The organism is Natronosalvus amylolyticus, from assembly GCF_024298845.1.
Classification (GTDB): domain Archaea; phylum Halobacteriota; class Halobacteria; order Halobacteriales; family Natrialbaceae; genus Natronosalvus; species Natronosalvus amylolyticus.
In genome coordinates this window covers 1,004,004-1,026,636 of sequence record NZ_CP101156.1, presented here as the reverse complement: position 1 = coordinate 1,026,636, position 22,633 = coordinate 1,004,004, and the positions used below count along the sequence as shown (strand labels likewise).

The window sequence follows — 22,633 nt, the reverse complement described above, 5'->3', positions numbered from 1 at the left end:
ACCGCGGCCATCGATTAACTCGATGCCTATCTACACTGGTCGAGGTGACGACGGCGAGACCGATCTTCGTGATATGAGCCGCGTGTCGAAAACCAGCCCGCGGATCGAAGCGTATGGAACCGTCGACGAACTCAACGCGCTCATCGGCTCGATTCGACCGACGGGCTACGAGGATATCGATGATCAACTTCAGGCGATCCAGAACCATCTTCACATCGTACTCGCCGATTTCGCCAACCCCGACCCATCGGAGGACGATCCGATCGTTCGCGAGGGGCACATCGAAACCGTCGAATCGTGGATCGACGCTCACGACGAGGAACTCGAGCCCCTTCGATCGTTCATTCTTCCGACCGGGAGTGACAGTGGCTCGAGATTGCACCACGCCAGAGCCGTGTGTCGACGGGCCGAACGGCGGGGCGTCGCACTGGCCGAAACCGAACCGATAAACGAGACGGCTGTCCAGTATCTCAATCGGCTCTCGGATGGGCTATTTACGCTCGCTCGCGTGGTGAATATGCGGGATGGCGAAATCGAAGAATCTCCCTCGTACTGAACGGTCGCCAGATCGCTCGAGGCGTGTGGTGTGATTTTTTCGGCTGCTAGGGACTGTGACTATCTCGCTCGAGATTGTGTTGTCTGCGAAAGGGCTATATTGTCTCGTGGCCTATACGGTTCGATCATACGATGAATCCACACTACAGCGATGCCTGGTATCACGTTCGTCAAGCTGGAAGACAGTTACGACGTGGTCTCACATCGACAGTCCGGACCCTCGAGCGGACCGTCCGCACAAAACTTGGCCGCGAATCTGAATCCGAGCCGGAGCCAGGACGTGTCGATCGCGTTCGAGGTGCGTTCTCGAGTTTGCCCGGACGACGGTAGGGCTGTTTCGACGGTGCTCGAGGCGTCGTCGCTGAAAGGAACGCTTAAGTTTAACCCCCGGATAGATTGGCGTGCGGGTTGGTGATCTAGTCCGGTTATGATACCTCCTTCACACGGAGGAAGTCGGCAGTTCAAATCTGCCCCAACCCATTTTCTCGCACGCGATCTTGAAGGACCAATATTCGCACACTGAGCCTACTGAATCGGCACTTTCCGCATTCAGTTGGCGAAGGCCGATTTTGAATTCGTTAACGAACATAGCGATCGTGTCCCGCACCCCAGGCACGTCTACGTATTTGGTGGAAGGAGCACTTAAATCCACCTGCAATATGGTCTCTCACACACCTGTGATCAACACGAGCAAACTTTTTCGTTAAAATTCACATCTCGGATTCGCGCCCGGATCGTCAACTCTCTTACGCGTACGGAGTGTAGAAGAATCGCTACCCTGCCTAGGGTCAACTGACGTGCACCCCACTCGCTGCAGTTAATGTGACGCGTGACCCGTGGCGAACTCTTTCACTTTCACCACTGATGTTTCACTACCGGCTTCCCTTTATTCACTACTGGTTAGATTGCCAACCAGCGCGCGCACCACCCGGGCCTGGTGTGCATTGATTGGATTTTAGTAACTCCACTGCTTCAAGATGGTATGAACACCGCGTTGCACAACGCTGCCGAACGGATGCAACTTGCCACACTTCTCATCGCTCATCACCGCCGTCGTAGCTATCTTGGTCCTGATCGGTGTCCTCTCGGGTACTGTGCTCGCGGTGACGATCGTCATCGCGTCCACAGTGATTGTCGGACAGCTAATTCGAGACATTACAGTCGTGAGTGAATCCTAATTTTGGTCCCGTGACCTTATCTTGGCTCATTGGTCTGGAATCTCTCTGCATAACTTCTCGGTGAATCTCTCTAGTGATCAGAGGAGTTAACGAATTCCTTGCCTAGAGACGCCCAATCCAGTCTTCGCACACCCAATCTCCACCGACCTCTACATCTCCTAACTCAGTCTGGTATGTGTGGATTGTCTGTTAACCTTGTGTCGACACTATCCGCACGCTTAGGAGTTCAACGGCGAACAGGACCGACAGGTCGCCAATGAGTGCCCGTAAGTAAGAGAAACTAGAAGATTATCGGGAATTACAATTTCTTTGCTCTCGGTAGTGCTCTTCAGCGTCCCAGTCTGTCGGTCTCAGCCCATACTTTTGGCGGCGACTGTTATCATCGAGGATGCGGCCGATCGTACGCTCAGACGTCCCTAGCTCAAACGCCGCTCGCCGCCGCGACATATCACTATGCGGATCATTCGCCTCAGCGAGAATTGCACGGATGCGGTCGAAGTCGTTGCCAGGTACGAGCCGCCCGTCAACTGCCTCGAAGCCGAACGGTGGGCGGCCACCAGACCATTGTCGCCCCTCAGTCCAGTCAGCGATGTCCCGACGTTCCGCCGCGCGTTGAAGCGCCGGGCCCGCTCGGTCAAGTCCCGAGAAGATCGCGGACACGATGTCCCGGTCGGCTGGGGTAATGCGGGTGTCGTCGTTCACCAAAACCACGGTCGCACCATTCTGGAGGATACGGTTGAGTCGCTCCTGGACACGGTCGATCCTATCACCGAGCGCGATCATCTTATCAACTATCACGAACTCCGTCGCGTCGCCAATCCACGTGTCGATTGTCTCATCGAGCTCAAACCAGTCCGCCGAGTCTGACCACCAGATGCACGCGCCCTCACCAAGGTTTCCTGGTGCGGATACCGACCCGCTCCGAATCGCGGAGCATGCCTTGTCGGTGCTAATGAACTCGTTATCGAACTTCGCCAGGCTCGCACAGATTACTCGATGAGCGGAGGAAGCTGCGTCGCCGGGATCATCTCCCCATGCAAGTAGAACTATCGTTTCAGCGTCCCCATCCGACTCGTCGGCGTCGATCGCTACGTTGAACGCCTCGCTAAGCGAGAGCTGTCCGTCGTCATCGTTGTCGTTGTTTGTACTTGCACTCATTGTGTATTTTATACCATCGACACCACCGGCATAAGCCCTCGCCTCTTTCGTAGGGAGTTTCGCACCGGATGCGTTACTCTCCGCGAAAGGGTGCAGAACCCCTGGGCGAAACCTTTTGGTGGAGAAAGCTGGGTAGAATACTGGGCGGGAATTAATTGGCTTATTCTGAGAGGTTCGCAAAACTTCTAAAGATTTTTGAGGAGGTGAGAGGGGAACGCCGTGGGTAATGCGCCCCACGGTAGTATCCGTAAATGGTGTTTGGTATAATGGGATTTACCCTCATCGTACGGCAGAGACGTGGTCGCGCTCACAAGCCGCGCGGCTTTGAGTGAAATACAAACCGGTGTGACTAATCCCAATAGACCAGGCGCTACCATTTTGTCAGCGCTTATCCACCGCCATAGACTAATAATCAGCAATGAATGTCCCCGTGAAACGAGTTACTGCAGTTGGAGTGACAGACGATCGGCTCAATGAGTACGGCATTACGCGAGACGAGGCGAAATTCATGAGGGCGGTCGTCATGGCTGTTAACGGAGAACTGGAAGGATACGATCTGACCCAATCAATGGCGGCGACGATAAAATCCTTGTACGATATCAATGAACAGAAACTTCGTAACGCTGGCCTCGTCCGAAAACACGTTGGAACCAACCGGCGCGTCTATTACTCAGTAACAAGGAATGGCCAAGAAGCTTGCCGGTTGCAGCAGAAACATGGGCCAAGAGTTGGTGATCTCGGAGACCACACACCACACCGCGTTGGTGTGGAACTCGCCCGCCGATACTACGATAGCCGAGACGATGTCCAGTACGTTCAAACGTACACACGCTCAAACGGCGGCGTAATCGACGCTGTCGCTATGGGGCGAGGGACAGAAACAATCGCCGCGATAGAGGTGGAGGCTGGCCGCACGAGCGCGGATCCAGACGCTACCGGGAACGGAGTCGGGATTAACGATTATGACTCAATCCGGAAGGATTACGAACAACTGATGGAGGCTGGGGGTGAAGCAGTTTGGGTTACCCGGAATCACGAGATAGCTGGGACAGTTCTCCGAGCGTTGACAAGTGGTAGCTCGATTCAGGTCAATCCCTCGGTAGAGACTATCCGAGGAGTCGAGTCTGGCCGCATCCCGATGCACATTCTCCAGAAAGACCATATCGACGCGATGAGTGCTCCTGGTCTCAATCGTATTATCACCTTCGGTCAAATCCGCAATCAGCTGTAACTATTTCCGATACTATCTTCTTCAGTGCTCTTGCTCACACGCCGCGCGGCTCGCCGGTCGGCGACGAAGAGGACGATCTATGTGGAGGGCTGCGCGTGTGTAGAACCAGCGCTTCGCTCAGACGCCGCAAAGCTCCCACCAGAACACCAATCCCATCGATATTGACCAGACGCAACGCCAAGCCCCAAGTCGTGCGAAGTGGCCCCCCGCACACCACATGTGAATAACGGAGTACCATGTTCGATCCGACGTTACCTCGGGTGACCGCGTACAGTGTGTTCAGCTAGAATAATACGTCATAGAAGACATCGTCACCGTTCTCAATCCACCTCTAGAGCTCTAGATCCGTGAGGAACCGGACCCCTTGTTTTTCGAGGTACGACAGGACGAAATTCGATCCGACGAACATCTCCGTGTCTAACTCTTTGAAATCGTGATTCAGTTCTTCTCGAACCGTATCCGCCTGGTCCGTGCCGTTCTGATACGTGATTTCACTACCCGCGTCGAGATTCAACCACGCGCAGACCTTCTCAGGGAACGGTTTCCCACTTTCAGATCTATGTTTGAGGATCTTCTCGGCGAATGTGCTGTCCACGCTTTGAATCCCTTGCTGTGACTGCATATTAAGCGTCGGAAGTACGAACTTCACTTCCGCGAAGTATGCTAGTCACTTCTGGTGTCTTCCTCAGTTCAACTTTGGCGCTGAATTCGTGCAATCCCGGTGAGACTTGTGTTAGGACGGAGACTATTTCCTGGCGTGTCATCTCTTCATGTTCCCATGCTACTTGATCGACGACAGGTGCGAAGTCATTCTCCCATCCCGTCAAGGGGTCGTCTATATCCGTTGACAAGATTCCTTGCCGCTCTTTACCGAGAATTCTGTCACCGTCCAATTCACTCGTCCAGCTTTCTAGCACTTCACACCCGGCCTTTTCATAGGCCTCTACGATCCGGTTTAGTTCCTCGTCATAGATGTCGATCCCCAGTTTGGCATGGATCTGTTGTCGGACATTAGGTCGATCAACCACTACTGGGACTATCTCGTAGTCAGTGCCAACTTCGACAGGATCTCGAATGTGACGACTGTTCTTGGTTCCCGTGGTAAAGACCTCTGCTCGAATAATGAGGTCTCGGCCACGAGTAAGATAGTAATCACCGTAGTTGGTGAGTTCGTCTAGGTCTATTTCGTAATCAACTCCGTTGTGTTCAATTGTTGCTTTGAGTGGCATTATTCTATCACTCTGAATGTTGGGCAATTGTCGTAACCTTCCGTGCGAATCGTGTTCGATTCTGCTGCATCTCGCAGACAGGCATATGCGCCAATCTTTACTTAAAACCTTGCGACTGAGAACCCGACAAACCGCCCTTAGACCCCTCAGGATCCCATATTCCGATTCACAGCATGAAGCATAGACCGACAGCACGACTATATCGCCAAGCACTCAGTAATTGACTAATATAGTCCGTTATCAGTGCTATTTACGACAACGGAACCTACAGAATCACAAGACATCGATAAGTTACAAGGGATCATTGGTGGTGTCGGGAACAGGGATGGGGGACAAGTAGCTATTCCTCTATAGCCCCTGGGCCTCATGATATCTGTGATACCCAATTACTGAAGCCTCTTGGCTTCTGACTGCCATACAATGCAGGACTTCAGCCCCGATGAAGGAGACTACGTCCGGATCGATATTCCTGATGAGCGTGATCCAGACCATAAGTTACACCACGGGAACCATGGTTACGTCAAGAAAGTGTTGTCAGATGATGCAGGGGGGATCACCGGTGAGCAGATGGATGGCGTGATCTATCGGGTTGAATTCAAAGACGGGACGTGCGCTGACTTCAGGCATCACGATTTGCGGCCACCAATTGAATAGACCTTTTAGTGATCACGGAGTACCAGCACGTAAAAATTGTCTCACTCATCAATCAGACTGGGGTCTGACTGGCCACATCCATATACACATCTGCATCTCCATAGAACAGATCGTCGTCCTTGTGCACCACATTCGCTCGCGCCAGCTCGTTCAGTTTCTTCTCCACGGTAAACTTGTGCACATGGTCGTCTCCATACACCGTGTGCAGGTTGTCCGTGATTGTTTCAACGTCTAGCCGAAGATCCGACTTGTCTCGCTGCAAAGCGCTGTAATAGTACGATCCGGCGTATTTCGGGTAGTGCTGAAGCAGCGTCAGATTCAGTTCATCTTTGAGCGTGTGGTATGCCTTCTGCACAATCTGACCCAGTACCAATTTACTGAATTCATCCGACTCAATCTCCAGCTCATCGTGCGCGTCCAGGTTTTCGTCGCTGTACAAGTCACTATCCGACCTGCGAATGAACTTTGTCTGCTCAAGCACGTGCAGATACATTTGCGTCTGATCAACGCTATCTCGCCCACGCATAGCGTAAATCTCGTCTTCGTCAACCGGCTGCTTCTCCCGAACCGCCCACAAAATATCCTTCACACCACTCAACTGCGTCTGCACCGGCCCGAAGGAGGCCAACTCCTCGTAAATGGACTTCGCCATCGTGGTGTCAAGTTGCCTCGCCACCATCTTCTTCCTGTCAACAAACCCTTCGTAAATCTCGTTCCGATTCGGCAACTCAATCAGATACCCATTCCTGGTCGCTTCCGCTTTCAGCGTGAACACCGGTTTGTACGTAATGAACTTCAGCACCCGGTCGCGTTCCCGACAGTCACTGACGTCCTTCGGAACCTGATTCCCGAGTTTGATCGTTATAGCGTCGTCCATCACGTCGTACTTATCGACGAATAACCCGCGACCGAACCGGCGCTTGATTTTCAATTCCACCTCGTCTTCAATGTCCTCCGGCTCATCGAACCGGATTTTCGACCGTGGCTCCGTAGATGTACTCGCCATATCTAGTCCTCCGAAGTCCCGTCAATGTCAGTTAGTTCGTACCCGCGACGTGCCAGCCAGAGCGTCCAGCGTTCTTCGTAATCACCACTCCAGAGTTCGACAAAGTTCATGAGTGGCCATCGGTACGGCGCGTCTTCGACACCGGGCTGCTTCTTGTGGTATGTTTCGTATGGGTCGTAGTACAATATCTCTTCGCTATTCACTTTGTATGGAATCACCACATGCGCCAGCTCACGCTCCACTGAGGGTTGTGGGTGGTATCCGTCAACTCGCTCGGCAACCTCATCGAAGTACGTTGGATCGAGTTCCACAATCGGTAGCGATGTACTGTCATCTTCGATAATGTTGTCGAGCTTGTCAAGATTCATTTCTGGCGCTGTCTCGACAACAGTCTCGTAGCCGTACTCTGTGATTTCGTTAGTGAGACGCTCCGGGATGAGATCCTCTTCGCACTGGAGTCCGCGTTTGTACCCACACACGTCGTTCACATCGCTCAGACTCATCGACATCCCGTTCTTGTCTTTCCTGTCTGCGAGCCTATCGACAATATTCTTGACGGCGGCGGGGTAACACTGGTCTTCGAAGTGTTGGGCGTGAAAGTCCCCGATCTCGGCTTGGAAGTTTTCTTCTTCGCGTTGTGTGATGGTCACAGCAAACGGCCTCGGATGTGGTTGTATTGTCGGCAAATTGAATATAAGTTCCGATCTTGCTCTGATTCCCACTCACTAACGGCTAGCGCGCCTCTACCGACCAACGTCTGGGTATACGCATTCATGCCCAATCATCAGATCCTCATACTCATCGCGTCGGTTGAAAATATTAGGCCTTGTTTAGATGCCAAATTCCGAAGGTTTCAAAGGCTCTATTGAGGTCAGTGCGGTAATGATCTGCGGTGTCCCGAATATCCAGAGCGCTCATTCCGCGGATGAGTCTGGCTCACGAGTGATTTTGAGCTGTTCCTCGGATCGCTTTCCCGCTTACCTGAATGCTTGACCGGCTGAGTACCCCTCAATCACCTGGGTTCAAGCGTCTAAAGAAGGCTCTGTAACCGTATTCAGCGTCCAGTCCGGGATTGATTTTGCTTGCATCCATCGAAAGCACTCTGACCTCTATGTGAAGAAACTGATGCCTGATAGATGAGGCCAGGGAATTGTTCGGGCTCGTACTCGGTTGACTCTAACCTAAGTTCGATTGAAAGCGCGCTCAGGTTAACGTCGTCATCGAGTGTCTCTCATGAGGATGCCGGCTTTGATGGTTTTCCCGAATCAGACTTCGTCGCCGATGAGGTATCGATGGTTGCACCAGTTCAGAATCTTGTAGGCCCCTGAACCTGGTACGATTCGATTTGGATGCGATTGTTTTTTGGCGGGAGGAGGCGGTCGTCCCGGTATGCGATGTTGAGACGGGTTGCGCGTTCTCGGAGGTCATGGTGAAGTGGTGAATCGATCTGCTTCGTTGTCTGATGGTCAGCGATGGAGTCGATCCACTTGATGAGGGGCGGGCCACTCGGAAGGTTCCGGAGTTGGCCCTCTGTGATGTAAACATGAAGCAGGTGGCCACTGTGGGGATGTTCCTAATTGCGGGTTACCTTTCTCCGCCTGTAAACGGGATTTCGTCACTGGGCTTGAAGTCAGTCTTCCTGTACTGCTTCTTCGACGATATCGATCTCTTCATCGGTCAGGCCGAAGAGATCGTAGACTATTTCGTCGATTAGTTGATCGGTTTTCTCGATTTCCTTCTCTAATTCATCAGCACGCTTGCGTACCTCAATGTACTGCTCTAATCCGGTTTGAACCTCGTCGATGTCGGGGAGGGTCAGATCCTTCAGGCGGTCAAGCGGCGAGTTCGTTTTGGTCGCGCCCTGCCGAAAGCCCGCAAAGCCCCCAGCATTCTCGACGGCGACAGGGACGAACTCACGCAGCAGCGTCTGCTCGGTCTCCGAGAGTCCGACGAAGGCCATTGCCTCGTAGGTCTCGAACTCCGACTCGGTGAGTCGCCCGTAGGCGTCGGTCTCGCGGGGATCGTCCTCATCTGGCTTGTAACTGATATCCACCGACAGCATTAGTCGCCCGCCGTCGTTCTTGAGGGAGACGTCCTCAACGCGCAATCCCTCATACTTTTCGATGGTCTTAGTCAGCGGTGAATCAGCGATACCCGACACGGGAATATAGATTTCACCGAGCGTTTCGTCTTGAATTGTGTCTGGGATCCCCTCTGTAGATATTTCAATATAATCCAAAAGTGAGATATTGAGCATAGCGCGTTCCTTTTTAATTTGACCCATACGTTCGGAGAGTTCTATTAGAAAGTCGTGTGCTGTATCATCGTTTTCAGGAATCGGTTTCTGAGCATCTCCATTTAGATAAGTGTCGTAACAATCTAGAAGTGTCGAGACGTGGTCTGAACGATCAGAGGCCGGTGTGTGAAAACCCACTGACGGGATAGGGAGTTGTTCAACATATTGTGTTTTGTATCGAAGATACCCTCCCCTAACTTTTGGAGACATACTCTCAAATAAGTAGTCCAAGAAGCTACTATTCAGGACAGAAATTAGATACCGAGAGTCGTATTCTGTAAGCTTACTACTACGAGTCAAGTAATAGACCGTATTTAGACAAAAAAGCTCGCCCATCTCATCATACGCGAATCGGTTTTCAGGAGAAATGTCCGGGAATAATATTTTTGGTTCTGAAACTCCCTCTGGAGCATGCTTGAATTCATACCATTCATAACCTTGATCGACCAGCCTCGATCCAAAGTTCCTTCTTTCAAGGAGGTCATCCTCGTACTCTTGAAGATAGTTGATAATATTAGGTATTTCTGACTCACTTACCAGCTTATGATCACCACCATCAATTCGATATGGATAAATCAAGAACGTCAAGTCAGACTCATCGATTGAGTATTTTGAAACGTCACCGCCTCGCAAAACCGGTTTAACAAACTCCTTTTCAAGCTTTTCCTGCTCCACCGTCGCTCTATCCACTGTAAAGACATCTCTAAGGCCAGATGCTACGCCTTCGCCGATCTGTTCTGCAAATTCCCCCAATTGTATAGTGTCCGCAGAGAGCCCTTCTTCCGATACAAATTGGTGCCAAATCCCCTCTGAAAGATCTTCCTGTTTAATTGACCAAGTAGATTCAGTTTCTTGAAGGGCTTTTTGAATCTCAAGAGAACTCTCTTCTCTTATTTCCTTCCATTCAAATGTGTGGTTCTCGGGGGGTTCGGACTTGCTCCGAATTAACACTAATGGATAAGCCGTTATGTCGAATACAGGCGAATCATTGAAATTAACGATTTGATGAATTGTCTCGTTTTCAGCTATCGCACCCCTTATATTCTCACCATAGTTCGCTTTTGTAAATTTGTTTTGGACAACATAGCCAGTGTTCCTCTGTTGTTTGAGCATCTTTGATGCCAACTCCATGAATAATATATAAATATCTCCTTTCATTACGAAAGAGTCGAATTTTGAATCATAGTAATCTCGGAGACTATCTTCAAGAATCTTGAAAATGACATACGGTGGATTCCCGATTATTGCGTCGAACCCCCCATCTTGCATCCGCCCCCCGTCCTGCTCGTAGAATGCAATTGGAAACTCCAGTTCCCAGTGGAAAAACAGGTCATCCTCAGCCATCTCCTGCGCCGACCGATACCAGCCCTGTTCCTCAATGTCGGCCCACGAACCGTCCCGCAGGGCCTTAGCCATCCGCTCGTAAGCATCGTCCGGTATGTCGAGGCCGAACTGCTCGGCAGTATGGACATTCGCCATGGCAATGAGATGCTGGTACAGCCGATCATCACGGACATCCTCGTAAACGGCCTCCATCTCCTTGATATCGTCCAGTGTCTCGTTGTCGATGGCAAGTAGGTCTTCGAACTGGTCGGTGACATGTTCGAGTGCCTTCTGGCGTGTCCGATCGAAAGACTCCTGTAAAGTGAGCTGCCCTTCCTCGATACCGCTGTTGGGGTCGCCATTGTCCAGCACAGTTTCGATGTCGCTGCCTACAAGCGAGTTGCCGGTCTTGAGGTGATGATCCAGAAACGCCAGCGGTTGCTCCGCCGCAAGTGTCCGAAGCCATAGCGACACTTTTGCTAACTCCACGGCCAGCGGGTTTAGATCTACACCGTAGATACAACGTTGTGCAACCTGCCGGCGTGCCCAATTGATGTCGTGATCTTCATCAACTGTCTCGATGCCTTGCTGCGCAGCCTGCTTTTCTTGGGCATCGATGATTTCACGAGCGAGGTAATCAATGGCGCTGGTGAGGAAGTGACCACTTCCCATTGCGGGGTCAAGGACTTTCAACTCGAAGACGCGTTCAGCGAACTCGGCGGCGAATCCGCCTTCGTTGTACGCGCTTTGCCCAGCAAGATCCATCCGAATCTCTTCGACGAGTGGTCCGAGTGTCTCCTCCACGATGTACTCCACGACGTATTCGGGCGTGTAGTACGAACCTGTGGACTTCCGTTCACCACTGTCAGTCGTTAGGTATACCTCGCCTTCCTGTACGATGACATCGTCGTCCTCATCGGGGACTACGTATTCACCGTCGTCGAGGGCCAACGGTTCATCAGCGACGTTTAGCTGATACTCCAGCAGCCCCTCGTAGATGCTACCGAGGTGACGGACGTCGAGCGAGGAGTAATCGACAAAGATTTTCCCACTACCGTTGCCGTTCTCGCTTCGCGTCAGGAGTTCGACCACTTTCGCCAGGTAAGCGTCACCAGCTTTGTGCTCTGCAAGGAATCGGGCTTCAGGACTGTCGTCTACGTCCGGATTCGTTCGGAACAGCCCGCCGTTGTACGCTGGGATGTAGAGGTCATCTTCTGGGATGCCTCGGGACTTGCTCCCCTGGTCGATTAGTTTGAACAGCTCGTCCAGTTGATCCCACAGGTTGTCCTGCCAGTCACGGTACGAGGGGTTTCCGCTGTCGATCTCCTCAGCAACCTCTTGCTTGAGGTTGTTTAGACTGTAGGACTGCTCATAAATCTCGTTGCTCGTGTCGAGCAACTCACGACCCTCCGCTTCGGCGTACAGGACGAAGATGAGCCGATACAGGTAGATGAGCGACGAGTCGTGAATCAGCCCGAGATCGTCTTCGTCGAGATCGTTTGCTGGGAATTGGAGAAAACCCTCCGAGAGAATCTTGATCGCTTCGTAGATGTTGTCCTGTAGATCCTCTCCCAACTCCTGGGCAAAGACGTTAGATTCGCCGTAGACGTCGTCGAGGAAACAGTCACCGCTGGAATCTTCGAGGAACGCTTCGTGCCGGAAGAAGAGGTAAAAGTACTTGAAGTCCTCAAGATCGCCGCTCTCCAGAATCGTCGGCAGATCAACTTCGTAGTAGGAGTCAAGCCGGTGGCTCGTCGGTCCGTAGTAGAGCCGCCACTTCTTCCCGTCAGTCAGGACGGCCCAGCGGGCGGGAGTCTCCTGAAGGTAGACGTGGATCTGGTAACTCGGGTTCTCGAAGTCGCGTTCGTGTTCACCGCTCCCCCGTGTGTCAAGTGGCCGACCCCAGCGTTTGGCGTCGGCGACGGCAACGGAGTTCTCGTAGAAATCTCCACCTTCTTCGCGGCGTTCGAAGGCTCGACGGGCGGTATCCTCGGTTTCGAAGAAACCGTAGTCTGGCCGGCGCTGCGTACGGCTGGTACTTTCCTCGACCTCGAAGGGGATTCCCAGTTTCCGGAACATCGGACGGATGAACTTCTCTTCGAGCTGCGACTCGTTACGTTTCGGGGCAGTCGCTTTTTCGCGCTCCCAGAGATCTTTGATGTCCTCGTACGCAGCTTCCAATTCTTCGTCGCTGACATCGTCCCATTCTTCCGTTTCAGGGAGATGCTCATCCAGGTAGTGGTTGGAGAACAGGTCTCGGTTCGTGCGGTAGGTGAGTGCTGTTTGCATTTCTTAGGCGGAGGTGACGATGAGGAATTCTTCAGAGTCCTTGCTATCGATGACTGCATGCGCAATATCTTTGGCATCGACGACGTCGACATCCACTGCGTCGCCGATCTCGACACCGAGTTGCTCCAACTCGGATCCTGAGACGTTGATCCGCCCGGATTTCCCGGTGTTACGCCCGATTTTCTTTCGGGTCATTAGCGATACCAGGATCACATCATCCCAGTAACATAGTCTTTACCTAGACTATACGGAGTCCCTGATCACATTCCCTCGGTGAGGTTCGATGGAAACCGGAAAGTCCTAATTGTGAGAACAAATGTTCGCACAACGTGGTTACTCACCGGGACCGAATCTGGGCTGCGACACTACGGGTAATGGAAGTCCGGCGGAAGTTCACAGCTGCACGGGTTCGGGATGCGATCGAAGATGATGCGCCGTCGAAACGTACCGTCAGGAACACTCTCGATGCGATGGTCGAGATGGAGTTCCTCGGGGCGAAAGGGGGTGCTGGAAGTGCCCCCCGTGAGTACTATCCCTTGAAGAACGGATCCTCAATCGATCCTGGAGGGTACACTCCGCGGAACGTAACGCCGTCCAGTACGATCCCTTATCCCGGTGGGAAAGCAGGAATCGCGGAGTGGATTATTGAAAACATGCCAACACACGACACGTACGTCGAAGTCTTCGGCGGGTCTGCCGGCGTCCTCTTCAGTAAATCCCGTTCCAAATACGAGATCTACAACGACGTGAACGATGATCTCACCCAGTTCTTCCGTGTTGTACGCGATCGAAGCGATGATCTCGCTACTTGGCTGTCGTCAGTTCCCTACTCCCGATCCCAATATGAAGAGTGGGTGACCGAATTTTACAAGGGATACCGTCCAGATGATCCCATCGAGCGGGCTGGCCGTTTCTTCTCACTTCGGTACATGCAGTACCTCGGTGTCTTGTCCACGGCAAACGGATTCAAGACACGTGCGCGACGGTCACCGGCCAGAACGTTCGACAACGCGAAAGCGCGGATCCATTCACTCACCGAACGATTCGAGCAGGTCACTATCGAGAGTCTCGACTACCAAGAAGTCATCAAGATGTATGACGATTCGAAGGTGAACGTCCTCTTTTACGTCGATCCACCGTACGTCGACACTGAGAACCAGTACGTCGGTGAGTTCGACCACGGTTCCTTGGTAGAATACCTTCAGCAGGTGGATAACGACTGGATGCTGTCGTGTAAGCAGGTCCCCGACGGACTGCCGACCACGACCGTAAAGGAGCGAAAGAGTCGGCACCGGATGAAGCGTCAATTCGGCACGCTCACGGAGAAACTTGTCTGCAACTTCGACCTTTCAGACCGACCGAAGTTTCAGTAGACACGAGGTTCGTCTCGTACGCCAACTGACACGGTACTTCGTACTTGTACTTCAAACGCTGACCCAGGAGTCTACTTTGTGACCACCGCAAGGTGAGAATCGGACCACGCCACCACACGTGGCCCGATGAGAACCCAAATCGGAAGCCGAATCCCGAGGGAACCGCGGTACCGGACAACCAACCCGGCAAAATCTCATCCGGGACTAATTGACTAATAAGCTTGTATAACTACCCAGCAAAAAACAGCTCTAATATCCTGCTTCCACCTTCTAGTTTCGTCTATAGGGCCCGAACACGCTGTCTCCAACCAGATATGCAAGCGACCTTTATTATCCGCGCGTAATCCTATGGCGGGAAGTCTGACCCACCATTAACGTACTCCACAACCATGCTCAATAGTGCTCCACCATCTTGTGATAGCCGCAGCCCGATACTAACCCCCGCAGTAGCCGGCATACTTAGTTTTTTAGCTGCTGTCGTAATTAGTTTCGTCGCCGTCCTCAGTGGCGAAGAACTCGTACATAGCCAAGCAGCCTCTCCACTCTTTGGAGACGTTCTCTGGCCGTTCAGTGTCGGTTTCGCCATCGTATTCACGATAGTTGTCTCACTGTTCATCCACATTATCACCCTTGGTTTAATCGGTGCGATCGAGACTCCGGAACTTCTCGGGCGTACGGAGTACACGATTACCGGACTCGGCGGTCTCGTCGGAACCATCTCAGCAGCGGGTATCTCGGCCGGTTCATGGGTTGCCGGTACGGATCTGCTGGGTGGATCATTGCCGACCGGCTCCGGAGAGTCCATTTTCGCCCTCGCAGCGGTCGCCATTCCGTTCGCGTACGTATTCCACCAACTGTACTCGCCAGACCTATCGCCCATCAACACAGGGTACAACGACGCCGACACATTGGATCCGGAGGTTGCACGGCAGAGGACCGAACGGCGCTCTGACGCAGCAACTGCAAACGCTGCACACCAGCAGAACCAGTCGATGAACATCCCATCACAGAACACTGAGGACGAACGCCAGAAGCAGATCACAAAGAACTCGACTGCGCAGGGTAACGCGGACGATAAAACGCACACCGCTGGCAATAGTAGTTTGGACTGGTCGGAGATGGAGTACCGGTGGGTCACGGAGACAGACGTGACTTTCGACGACGTCGGCGGGATGGACGACCTTAAGGAAGAGATCCGTCGAGATGTTGTGACGCCGTTGGTCACGAATCCGGAGAAGGCTGAGGAGCTTGGTGTGTCCGCGCCGAACACCATCTTCCACGGGCCGCCAGGAACCGGGAAGACGTTCATGGCGAAGGCGATGGCCACGGAACTTGGCCTCCCGTTTGCCAAGTTAAGCGGCGCGGATCTCCAGTCGAAGTGGATCAACGAGTCCGCAAGCAAGGTGAAAACGTTATTCGAGGAAGCGATGACCGTGGCTGAGCAGGAAGGCGGGGCAGTGGTCTTCCTCGACGAGTTGGACTCAGTGTTGAAGTCCCGCGACGGGGGTGCGAACACGCACGAAGAGGACAAGAAGGTCGTCAATGAGTTCCTCAACCATCTGGAAGAGACAGGGGATCACAACATCGTGTTCATCGGTGCAACGAATCGTTTGGATTCCCTTGACGACGCTGGAATTCGCTCAGGCCGAATCGATAAGAAGGTTCACATCGGTGAGCCGGATACGGAAGCCCGATCGCTGATTCTGAAGGCTCAGCTTGATAACCGCCCGCACACCATATCGGGTGACGAGATTCAGCAGGCCGCAGTGATGACCGAGGGACTGGTTGCTGCGGACTTGGAACTAGTCGTCAAGGAGGCTGCAAAATATGTTCTGGACCGAGACGGAGATGAGATTCAGTGGACTGATCTCGAAAATGGATTCATGAATATTGACTGATTGAGACCACAGTTCAACCGTTCTCAATAAATGTGCCGCGCCTGTGGAAGTCTATTCGAATACCGCGATGTGAGTGCAACCGGATCCATCACTTCCGCGCATCGAGTTTCTGCAGTTCGTATTCTGCTACGTACCCGTCTATCGGCTCTTGAGGATTCTCGTCAGGAGAGCCATCCCACGAAATGTCGGCTCCAAGCTCATGAGTACACCATTCCTGTGCTCTAGTTTGAGAGCTCCACACGGTTATTGCTGATTCGTCGCGTCTATCAGAAATGCGTGCAATCCAAACCCCCATTAGACAGGGTAGACGGTCTGGAAAGAACCCAGAGACCAATAGGGGTATGCATACACATCAGAATAGAAGAATCGGTCGTCCAGCGCAAATCACATACGGCGGCTTGCGGGCAGCGTGGTGGGCGGGGAGAAAAGCTGCGAGAACGGTACCCCAACCGTCTTTAGTTACCTGTAGATCGTCGCTGATGGACGGGTTAGCCGCATGGTATCGGAGCTTGCCGTCATGTCCCACGCTACGAGGATGTCCTGGCCCGCACTCCACGCATTGAGGGCCGTCTGACCCGAGTGCTGTGCGGCCACCTTGCGGTCTTCCATGCACGATCGCCCTTTATTGACCGTGTGCGCAGGGATATCGTCGATGTCAGCCACGTCGGTCTCGTCGATCGTTTTCCCGGTCAGCGTCGCCTGCGTCGTCGTAACTAACGTTGACGGGGGCGAAGGTTCCAGGCCTTCCAGCCGGGACTCCCGAGGCTGCCGTGGCACGTCGAGGAGTACCTGTCCTTGAGCTTCCGAACCGACTGTCTCGTCCGGTCCGGCTTGATCGATTACGTGACACCAGAGACACAGCGTTGTCTCCCACCGGTCATCACCCGGGGCGCGCTTGATGAGCGCAGCGTCCTTCCACCGGTACTTTACTTTGTGGGGAATCTGGCATTCCGACCAATGCCATGCGATTCCTGGTGCTGTCAGATACCGAGTGATCTGTGACCAATGCGCGGCAATAAGCGCACGCTGCGACCGCGTCAAGTCCCTCGGTTGGGTTGTTTCCATTGGCATTCACCTCAAACTACCCGCAATCGGTCTTTTTTCGGCTCGTACACCGTACCTCTCTTTCGAAGTGCCTGAAGCCGGTGCTCAATCCGTCCTGTATCCACATCGAGCTCATCAACGGTTTCTGAAATAACATATGACCTTTCAGCTCCGTCGTCATCCTCGTTCGCTTGGATGTGGGTCTTTAGCGCGTTGTCAATGTGTTCAGAGATTACCTCCGTTTCGTTACTGGTGTCGTCTCCGCCATCGGCTCTCGCGGCGTTCTGGTGCAACTCACCGTCTCCACTGGTGTGCGACTCCTTTTCATCGTTACATTGAGGGTCACTGTCGTTGTTGACAGAGGTGGGAGCGTCGTCAATCGTCGCCTGTCCATCACCTGGATCTTTACCTTCAGTGTAACCGACTCCCTGTTGGATCGGTGTGATCGTTGTCCCTCCATCCAGCACCAGCTGCGGTGAGCCGTTGTACTCGGTCACTTCTGCATGCTTGATCCTAACGGCCTCTTCATCTAGCATGTGAGTGAGGCCCTCAGGCTCCGCACTCCCTTCATAGCTGAAGACAATCACTTTTCGCCGTCCAGTCTCATCGGTAACTGATCCGGACTCAATCGGTCCGCCGGCCTCTATAACTTTCTCTGGTGTCGGCGACCATTCGACGACGTCCACTGTTACGGTCGCGTAGTCTTTGTCCGCATCGAGGTTCTTCAGAGGTGTCGCCCCGTCACTACCTGGATCGTCATCGTCACCGTTACCGTCGTCAAGGTCGATTTCCGCACCGCCGTGACCCACTGTGGACTCCGTGAAGACCCTACGGTCGAACCTGTCAAGTTCTTCCTCTGCGCGACCAGTATGGATACCAACCGCACGGCCAACAGGCGGCGATGGTTGCGACGTGCACATTACGTAGCTCTCCTGTTCCTCGGCCTGCTTGTACCGGGACGTGTAGTCCTGAGCGCTCCCCAACAAATCCTCTGAGAGGTCATGCTCTCGAACGTACCTACTGACCGAATCGAACACTCTGGGCACATTGATCCGTACCTCTTCGCCTGACTTGCCTTCGCGGACGACCGTATAGTGCGTGTCCTCCTCAACGTAGTCAGCGACAGCCGCACGCTGCACTAACCCGATGAACTGATCAATGTGAGTCTCTCGCCCGGTGCCTTCGACGTCTGCGACGTATCGGATCGCATCGTCAAGGTCGTCTTCACTGGGGAGTTTATCGAGGTCTGCTCCGACTGAGTTTGCGAACGACATCATCATGCGGTACCCGGCGACGATCGTCTGGAGCCCCTGCACTTCTAGGTCGTCGAGTTCAACATCCCACTCAACAAGGGCTTTTGACACGTATTCGCGGGCGGTGAACCACACTGATTCGAATTCAGCGGGCTCGGTCGCTGCAACGTAACTGTAGTACTTCACAGCGTGCTCTTCGAGTTCGTAACGAGCGTCGGGGAACGTTACGTTCCCGTCCTCGTCAGTTGTTGCATCACCTACCAAGTTCTTGAAGCGCCTGTACTCCTCTGTGTCCGACTGAGTTGGCTCGTCACGGAAAGTTACGTCAATCGCTCGACGCTGCTCCGCAGACCCACGAATCGCGGTCTCACCAGCAATAACGACCGGGGCGCGTAAGTAGTACTCTTCAGTGGACTGGTCCGCTCGACCACGCTGCTCTACGCCACCTGTCGCGGTCTTCCGAAGGAGTTCATGGAGTTTTGACGTCTGCCAGTCCGCCATCTCCGATGTTTTATACTCATCCAGCCAGATCGGTACTCCGCGGCTTGATGCGAGTGTCGTTATCGTAGCGAACGTAGTGTCCGTACAACTGAACGGCTCAGCGCTCATGCCGAGTAGCCTGCTAGCGACACCGAGCGTCCCCGTCTTACCGACCCCGGATTCCCCGGTCACAACCAGTAAGTTGTATGAACCCGACCGGGCAACGATCTCCGGCTTGAACGGTGCAGCGTACATCCATCCGAGAACCGGCACGAACCGTTCAGGATCCCGCGTCCGGCTGAAGAGCTCGATCATCCGAGCAACGTCCTCGTTGTCAATTCCATCGGCGTCGTGATCGTCTTCTGTCGCGGAGAACTTGCGTTCCGCACCAACGTCCCGTTCAACGTACGTCGCGTCTGGGTCGTCCGTCCATCCGTCCGCGCTGATGGTTCCGTTCGGCGTCACGAACTCGTCCCCGTTACGTGACAGACCCATCTGCTTCTGTCCGGTGAGGTTTGGGACATCTTGATGACTGATGTGCTTCCGCAGCAGATCCATCAAGTCTGATTCGTGCATTGACGTTTCAATGGTCGTCGAGAACCGCTTTGCGAGGATCTCGTCCTTGAACCGACGTGCGTCGTTGAACACTTTCGGCTCGATTTGCAGGGAGAACTCCGACTCAGTAGGTTCCGACGGCCGTACTTCGACGTCCGCCATGCGTCCTTCGCCTTCGATGGACAGGAGCGAGATAACGTCGAGCTCGAAGTTCAGTAGTGTCTCATAGGATAACCACCGAGAGCCAGTCACCTGTACGAGTTTATCTTCATAATTGATGATTCCGCCTCCTTGCTCTTTGACAGACTGTGAGAGGCGTCTGTGCATATCGATCTGTATGCTTGTTTTGGGCACCCGCTCGGTGAGTTCGTCGATGTGATTCTCGAAGTCCTCTTCGCTCAGGTCAACGACTGACTCCGCAACTTCGTCGTAGTCGATCTTATTCGGCCATTCTGTCAACTTCTCCTGGACACTCGGATCCTCGGGGTCAACATCGTCATCACTCAAGTCCGGTCTCTCCGGCCGGTCGTCAATTGGGGCGTACTCGCTGATGAACGACTCGACAGTTTCTAGCGCTCCCCGCTCCCGTGGTGTGCGGGGATTGTGCGCATCTATCGAGCAGTCCCCTCCGCATTCCTCATCGTCACCGAGTATCCCGTATGCTCGAAGTGTCGACGGTGCTGGCGGCGAGTATCGCCCGGACTCCAGCATCCCTTTGATATGCCGTACCTGGTACGCGGTCTCTTCCTCGTCAGCAAGGTTTGTTCCGTCGTCCATGGGTGCGTATTCGTTGCACATATGCGCAGCGACGGTCTCCGCGTCGTACCCGGCAGCGAGACCACAAAGCGCGGTCAACATGTTCACCTTGTGCGTATTTGGGTGATCCTCAGGCGCAGCCATTCGAAGTGAGAGGCCTGCGTGGTAGCAGGTCGGCATGTCCTCGGGCGGCTCCTCCGGTCGGTCAAGGTTGATGTCAACCTGGGGCCGTTCCCTATACGTGATCGCCTGCTCACCGTCCAACTTGAACCGCTCGCACGCGGCATCAGGCGAGAACACTGTGTCTATGGGATCGTTGTTGGCAATTTCGTATGCCCCATCGCAACCTGGGATGTCTGCCGGTGCGACGACGTGCGCGCTCACTGATGACCCGCGGATGTCGATCGGGAGTTCATCATCAACGTTGAAGTCTCCCTCCGATAACTCTCCGCGAGGGTAGCCGCTGAGGGCGAAGTACACGTGCAGTCCGCCGTTCTGCGAGTCTGTGATGAGCGTGTCTGCCGGCCATGTGAACCGTGAATGGTCGAAGTCGTTCGGGAGTTTGTACGTATCAATGTCGAAGATGAGCAGCGACACTGTCTGGTGCGCACGCTCGCCTACATCAACGATCCCCCAATTGTCCGACGGGTAATCAACGATCTCGTCGTGCGTGTGAACGTGCTGGGCTTCGTCGAAGTCCTGATTGTATCCGCCCCATTTGTGCGCTGGGAGTTTTGAGTCGTCTCCACGCAGCTCGATGTATCGCAACTCCTCGTAGTCTACAGCCAAACCCTCGGAGTCGCCAGTCTGTTCAACGTTGTCGGTAACGTCGCTCTCGGTGAGTTGCTGTTGAACTTCGTCCATCGTTGCCCCTTCGTCATCGCCATCGGCGTCTCCAAGTCGCGGGTTCGATGGATCCTTTGTCACCGGTCGTCACCCCCGTTGACAGGTACGACAGCATAACGAGCTACCACAATTGGAGCGCGATAGTTACCATACATCGGGTACAAGCGAGCGTACTTGTCGTTCACCCTGTCGATCGTCCACGCGACCTGGTTGTATTCGACCTCCGTGACCGCCATTATGCAATCCCCTCTATGTCGGTACTGTCGTCGATTTCGAGGGCGTGCGCGCCGCGACGGGTCTTGATGACGGCTTTGATCTCGTCGAGATTGATCTTCGCATCGATCCTGTCGCCTTGCTCTACAAGGTAGATACAGAGCTGATCGTCAGTGTTAACGAATTGGTGTACAACGTTGATGAGAGTCCCGCCTTTGAGCAGGACAACCGCTGGTTTTTCTGATCCGGTGCATCCACTCTTATTACCGTGGGTATCGTATTCCATATCGAGTGCCTCCGATTTGTGATGGCACTCGCCTCCCGGGCGACCTCACCGTCGTTCGGGTGGTGGTACTTCGCATCGCCAGATTGTGGATGCAGATATTGTGTGACGATGAGGTTCCGGTTGTCGAGTGCTTGCTATCAGAAAGTAACGACCGACGTTTAAAGGTAAGCTCAAGGATTCAAGTACCCCCTCCTAGGTGAGGGTTAGATCCGACATATCGGTGGTTTCACTCCTACTCCATGAACGTTTAAGTGGGCTCAATGAAGCTATTAGCAAAACCTCTCCCGGCCATCGGTTATCAAAATATCGTTGTAACTCGTTCTAGAAATTACTGAATATTCTCATGGATGATTAGCCTAGTTGTACGCGGGGAAGGCACAACCGATGCAACGATTTCTCCAGAACCACTACGACGGTTTGTCCAGAAACCAAGGCGGTCTTCGTCAATGACTAGCATATTCGCCACCAATTGGATCATAACGATAGATGAGATATTTACGGGTTTTTATCAAGGAGATCACTCTGTGTGTGAAGCGTAATCTAGTGTTTCAATCCTCAGCAATGGAGATTGAGCACTGGTTTTTCTGAATTAACAGGTTTTACATCTCTCATATAGGGGGTTATGGACGCGCGACTCTTCTCCACTCTTCCTCACAATTCCTCTATGTCTACATCCCTCTAGATGAATCGCGTAAAGTTTGTAAAATGCATCACAATCGCCTTGCCGTATTCGATTCCTTGTGTGGTAATGGCAGTTATTTTGTGTGGAGTACTATCTCAAACTCATTAGTCAGGGAGTGCGTCCGAGAACCAGAGGTTTGGATGCAGTTGTTATGATTAATCCGGAATCGTGGTGAGGAGTGTTATATCGACTTGAGAGAGATGCACCATACGTTCTCGTCGTTCGAAGCACGAATAGGCCCACTATCGACTTGGACTCATTGTAATGAAATATGGATAATCGAAACACGGCGTGAACTCAACACCCAAATTCGCATCCTTGTGATCAG

Annotated in this window: 15 protein-coding genes, 1 tRNA gene and 1 pseudogene; 6 read left to right on the top strand and 11 right to left on the bottom strand. The window is 53.2% G+C overall.

Annotation, left to right across the window (positions count from 1 at the left end; genetic code table 11):
- Positions 1-22 precede the first annotated feature (22 nt).
- Entirely contained in the window at positions 23-556 is a 534-nt protein-coding gene (locus NLK60_RS04790; protein ID WP_254809752.1) for a cob(I)yrinic acid a,c-diamide adenosyltransferase, read from the top strand.
- Positions 557-960: 404 nt separating this feature from the next.
- Positions 961-1,035: transfer RNA gene (locus NLK60_RS04785), tRNA-Val, on the top strand.
- A gap of 986 nt (positions 1,036-2,021) precedes the next feature.
- On the opposite strand, the gene NLK60_RS04780 is transcribed toward NLK60_RS04785, so the two are convergent.
- Entirely contained in the window at positions 2,022-2,891 is an 870-nt protein-coding gene (locus NLK60_RS04780; RefSeq protein WP_254809751.1) for a hypothetical protein, read from the bottom strand.
- A gap of 418 nt (positions 2,892-3,309) precedes the next feature.
- Here NLK60_RS04780 and NLK60_RS04775 point away from each other — a divergent pair, with 418 nt between their 5' ends.
- On the top strand, positions 3,310-4,122 hold the full coding sequence (locus NLK60_RS04775; protein ID WP_254809750.1) for a hypothetical protein: 813 nt from the start codon (positions 3,310-3,312) through the stop codon (positions 4,120-4,122).
- Positions 4,123-4,453: 331 nt separating this feature from the next.
- Here the strand turns inward: NLK60_RS04775 and NLK60_RS04770 are convergent, their stop codons facing one another.
- Together NLK60_RS04770 and NLK60_RS04765 are read right to left on the bottom strand one after the other, a co-directional pair.
- Positions 4,454-4,744 carry a hypothetical protein gene (locus NLK60_RS04770; RefSeq protein WP_254809749.1) on the bottom strand — a complete coding sequence of 97 codons (291 nt, stop codon included), beginning with the start codon at positions 4,742-4,744 and terminating at the stop codon, positions 4,454-4,456.
- A gap of 1 nt (position 4,745) precedes the next feature.
- On the bottom strand, positions 4,746-5,351 hold the full coding sequence (locus NLK60_RS04765) for a hypothetical protein (protein ID WP_254809748.1): 606 nt from the start codon (positions 5,349-5,351) through the stop codon (positions 4,746-4,748).
- 420 nt (positions 5,352-5,771) lie between these two features.
- On the opposite strand from NLK60_RS04765, the gene NLK60_RS04760 reads away from it, so the two are divergent.
- Positions 5,772-6,005 carry a DUF8139 family protein gene (locus NLK60_RS04760; protein ID WP_254809747.1) on the top strand — a complete coding sequence of 78 codons (234 nt, stop codon included), beginning with the start codon at positions 5,772-5,774 and terminating at the stop codon, positions 6,003-6,005.
- A gap of 52 nt (positions 6,006-6,057) precedes the next feature.
- Here the strand turns inward: NLK60_RS04760 and NLK60_RS04755 are convergent, their stop codons facing one another.
- From NLK60_RS04755 to NLK60_RS04740, 5 genes and pseudogenes are all read right to left on the bottom strand, one after another.
- Positions 6,058-7,011 carry a hypothetical protein gene (locus NLK60_RS04755; protein ID WP_254809746.1) on the bottom strand — a complete coding sequence of 318 codons (954 nt, stop codon included), beginning with the start codon at positions 7,009-7,011 and terminating at the stop codon, positions 6,058-6,060.
- 2 nt (positions 7,012-7,013) lie between these two features.
- The gene (locus tag NLK60_RS04750; RefSeq protein WP_254809745.1) at positions 7,014-7,661 is read right to left on the bottom strand and encodes a hypothetical protein; all 648 of its coding nucleotides are present in this window, start codon (positions 7,659-7,661) and stop codon (positions 7,014-7,016) included.
- A gap of 479 nt (positions 7,662-8,140) precedes the next feature.
- A pseudogene (locus NLK60_RS19665) lies at positions 8,141-8,236 on the bottom strand (TATA-box-binding protein); the annotation flags it as partial.
- Positions 8,237-8,641: 405 nt separating this feature from the next.
- The gene (locus NLK60_RS04745; RefSeq protein WP_254809744.1) at positions 8,642-12,919 is read right to left on the bottom strand and encodes an Eco57I restriction-modification methylase domain-containing protein; all 4,278 of its coding nucleotides are present in this window, start codon (positions 12,917-12,919) and stop codon (positions 8,642-8,644) included.
- Between the two features lie 3 nt (positions 12,920-12,922).
- Entirely contained in the window at positions 12,923-13,114 is a 192-nt protein-coding gene (locus NLK60_RS04740) for a hypothetical protein (protein WP_254809743.1), read from the bottom strand.
- A gap of 179 nt (positions 13,115-13,293) precedes the next feature.
- On the opposite strand from NLK60_RS04740, the gene NLK60_RS04735 reads away from it, so the two are divergent.
- Together NLK60_RS04735 and NLK60_RS04730 are read left to right on the top strand one after the other, a co-directional pair.
- Positions 13,294-14,292 (top strand): DNA adenine methylase, encoded by a 999-nt coding sequence (locus NLK60_RS04735; RefSeq protein WP_254809742.1) that lies wholly within the window; start codon positions 13,294-13,296, stop codon positions 14,290-14,292.
- A 389-nt stretch (positions 14,293-14,681) separates the two neighbouring features.
- Positions 14,682-16,190, top strand: a complete 1,509-nt coding sequence (locus NLK60_RS04730) for an AAA family ATPase (RefSeq protein ID WP_254809741.1) — start codon at positions 14,682-14,684, stop codon at positions 16,188-16,190.
- 459 nt (positions 16,191-16,649) lie between these two features.
- On the opposite strand, the gene NLK60_RS04725 is transcribed toward NLK60_RS04730, so the two are convergent.
- The 3 genes from NLK60_RS04725 to NLK60_RS04715 all read right to left on the bottom strand — a co-directional run bounded on the left by NLK60_RS04725 (position 16,650) and on the right by NLK60_RS04715 (position 21,623).
- Positions 16,650-16,967 carry a hypothetical protein gene (locus NLK60_RS04725; protein WP_254809740.1) on the bottom strand — a complete coding sequence of 106 codons (318 nt, stop codon included), beginning with the start codon at positions 16,965-16,967 and terminating at the stop codon, positions 16,650-16,652.
- Between the two features lie 299 nt (positions 16,968-17,266).
- On the bottom strand, positions 17,267-21,205 hold the full coding sequence (locus tag NLK60_RS04720; RefSeq protein ID WP_254809739.1) for a hypothetical protein: 3,939 nt from the start codon (positions 21,203-21,205) through the stop codon (positions 17,267-17,269).
- A gap of 154 nt (positions 21,206-21,359) precedes the next feature.
- A complete protein-coding gene (locus NLK60_RS04715; protein ID WP_254809738.1) occupies positions 21,360-21,623 on the bottom strand; it encodes a hypothetical protein in 264 nt (87 codons plus the stop codon).
- Between the last annotated feature and the right edge of the window lie 1,010 nt (positions 21,624-22,633).

What these genes read in the sequence shown, in the direction of transcription:
- NLK60_RS04790 (WP_254809752.1), top strand. Translation starts at nt 23, where the DNA reads ATGCCTATCTACACTGGTCGAGGTGACGACGGCGAGACCGATCTTCGT.
- NLK60_RS04780 (WP_254809751.1), bottom strand. Translation starts at nt 2,891, where the DNA reads ATGAGTGCAAGTACAAACAACGACAACGATGACGACGGACAGCTCTCG.
- NLK60_RS04775 (WP_254809750.1), top strand. Translation starts at nt 3,310, where the DNA reads ATGAATGTCCCCGTGAAACGAGTTACTGCAGTTGGAGTGACAGACGAT.
- NLK60_RS04770 (WP_254809749.1), bottom strand. Translation starts at nt 4,744, where the DNA reads ATGCAGTCACAGCAAGGGATTCAAAGCGTGGACAGCACATTCGCCGAG.
- NLK60_RS04765 (WP_254809748.1), bottom strand. Translation starts at nt 5,351, where the DNA reads ATGCCACTCAAAGCAACAATTGAACACAACGGAGTTGATTACGAAATA.
- NLK60_RS04760 (WP_254809747.1), top strand. Translation starts at nt 5,772, where the DNA reads ATGCAGGACTTCAGCCCCGATGAAGGAGACTACGTCCGGATCGATATT.
- NLK60_RS04755 (WP_254809746.1), bottom strand. Translation starts at nt 7,011, where the DNA reads ATGGCGAGTACATCTACGGAGCCACGGTCGAAAATCCGGTTCGATGAG.
- NLK60_RS04745 (WP_254809744.1), bottom strand. Translation starts at nt 12,919, where the DNA reads ATGCAAACAGCACTCACCTACCGCACGAACCGAGACCTGTTCTCCAAC.
- NLK60_RS04740 (WP_254809743.1), bottom strand. Translation starts at nt 13,114, where the DNA reads ATGACCCGAAAGAAAATCGGGCGTAACACCGGGAAATCCGGGCGGATC.
- NLK60_RS04735 (WP_254809742.1), top strand. Translation starts at nt 13,294, where the DNA reads ATGGAAGTCCGGCGGAAGTTCACAGCTGCACGGGTTCGGGATGCGATC.
- NLK60_RS04730 (WP_254809741.1), top strand. Translation starts at nt 14,682, where the DNA reads ATGCTCAATAGTGCTCCACCATCTTGTGATAGCCGCAGCCCGATACTA.
- NLK60_RS04715 (WP_254809738.1), bottom strand. Translation starts at nt 21,623, where the DNA reads ATGGAATACGATACCCACGGTAATAAGAGTGGATGCACCGGATCAGAA.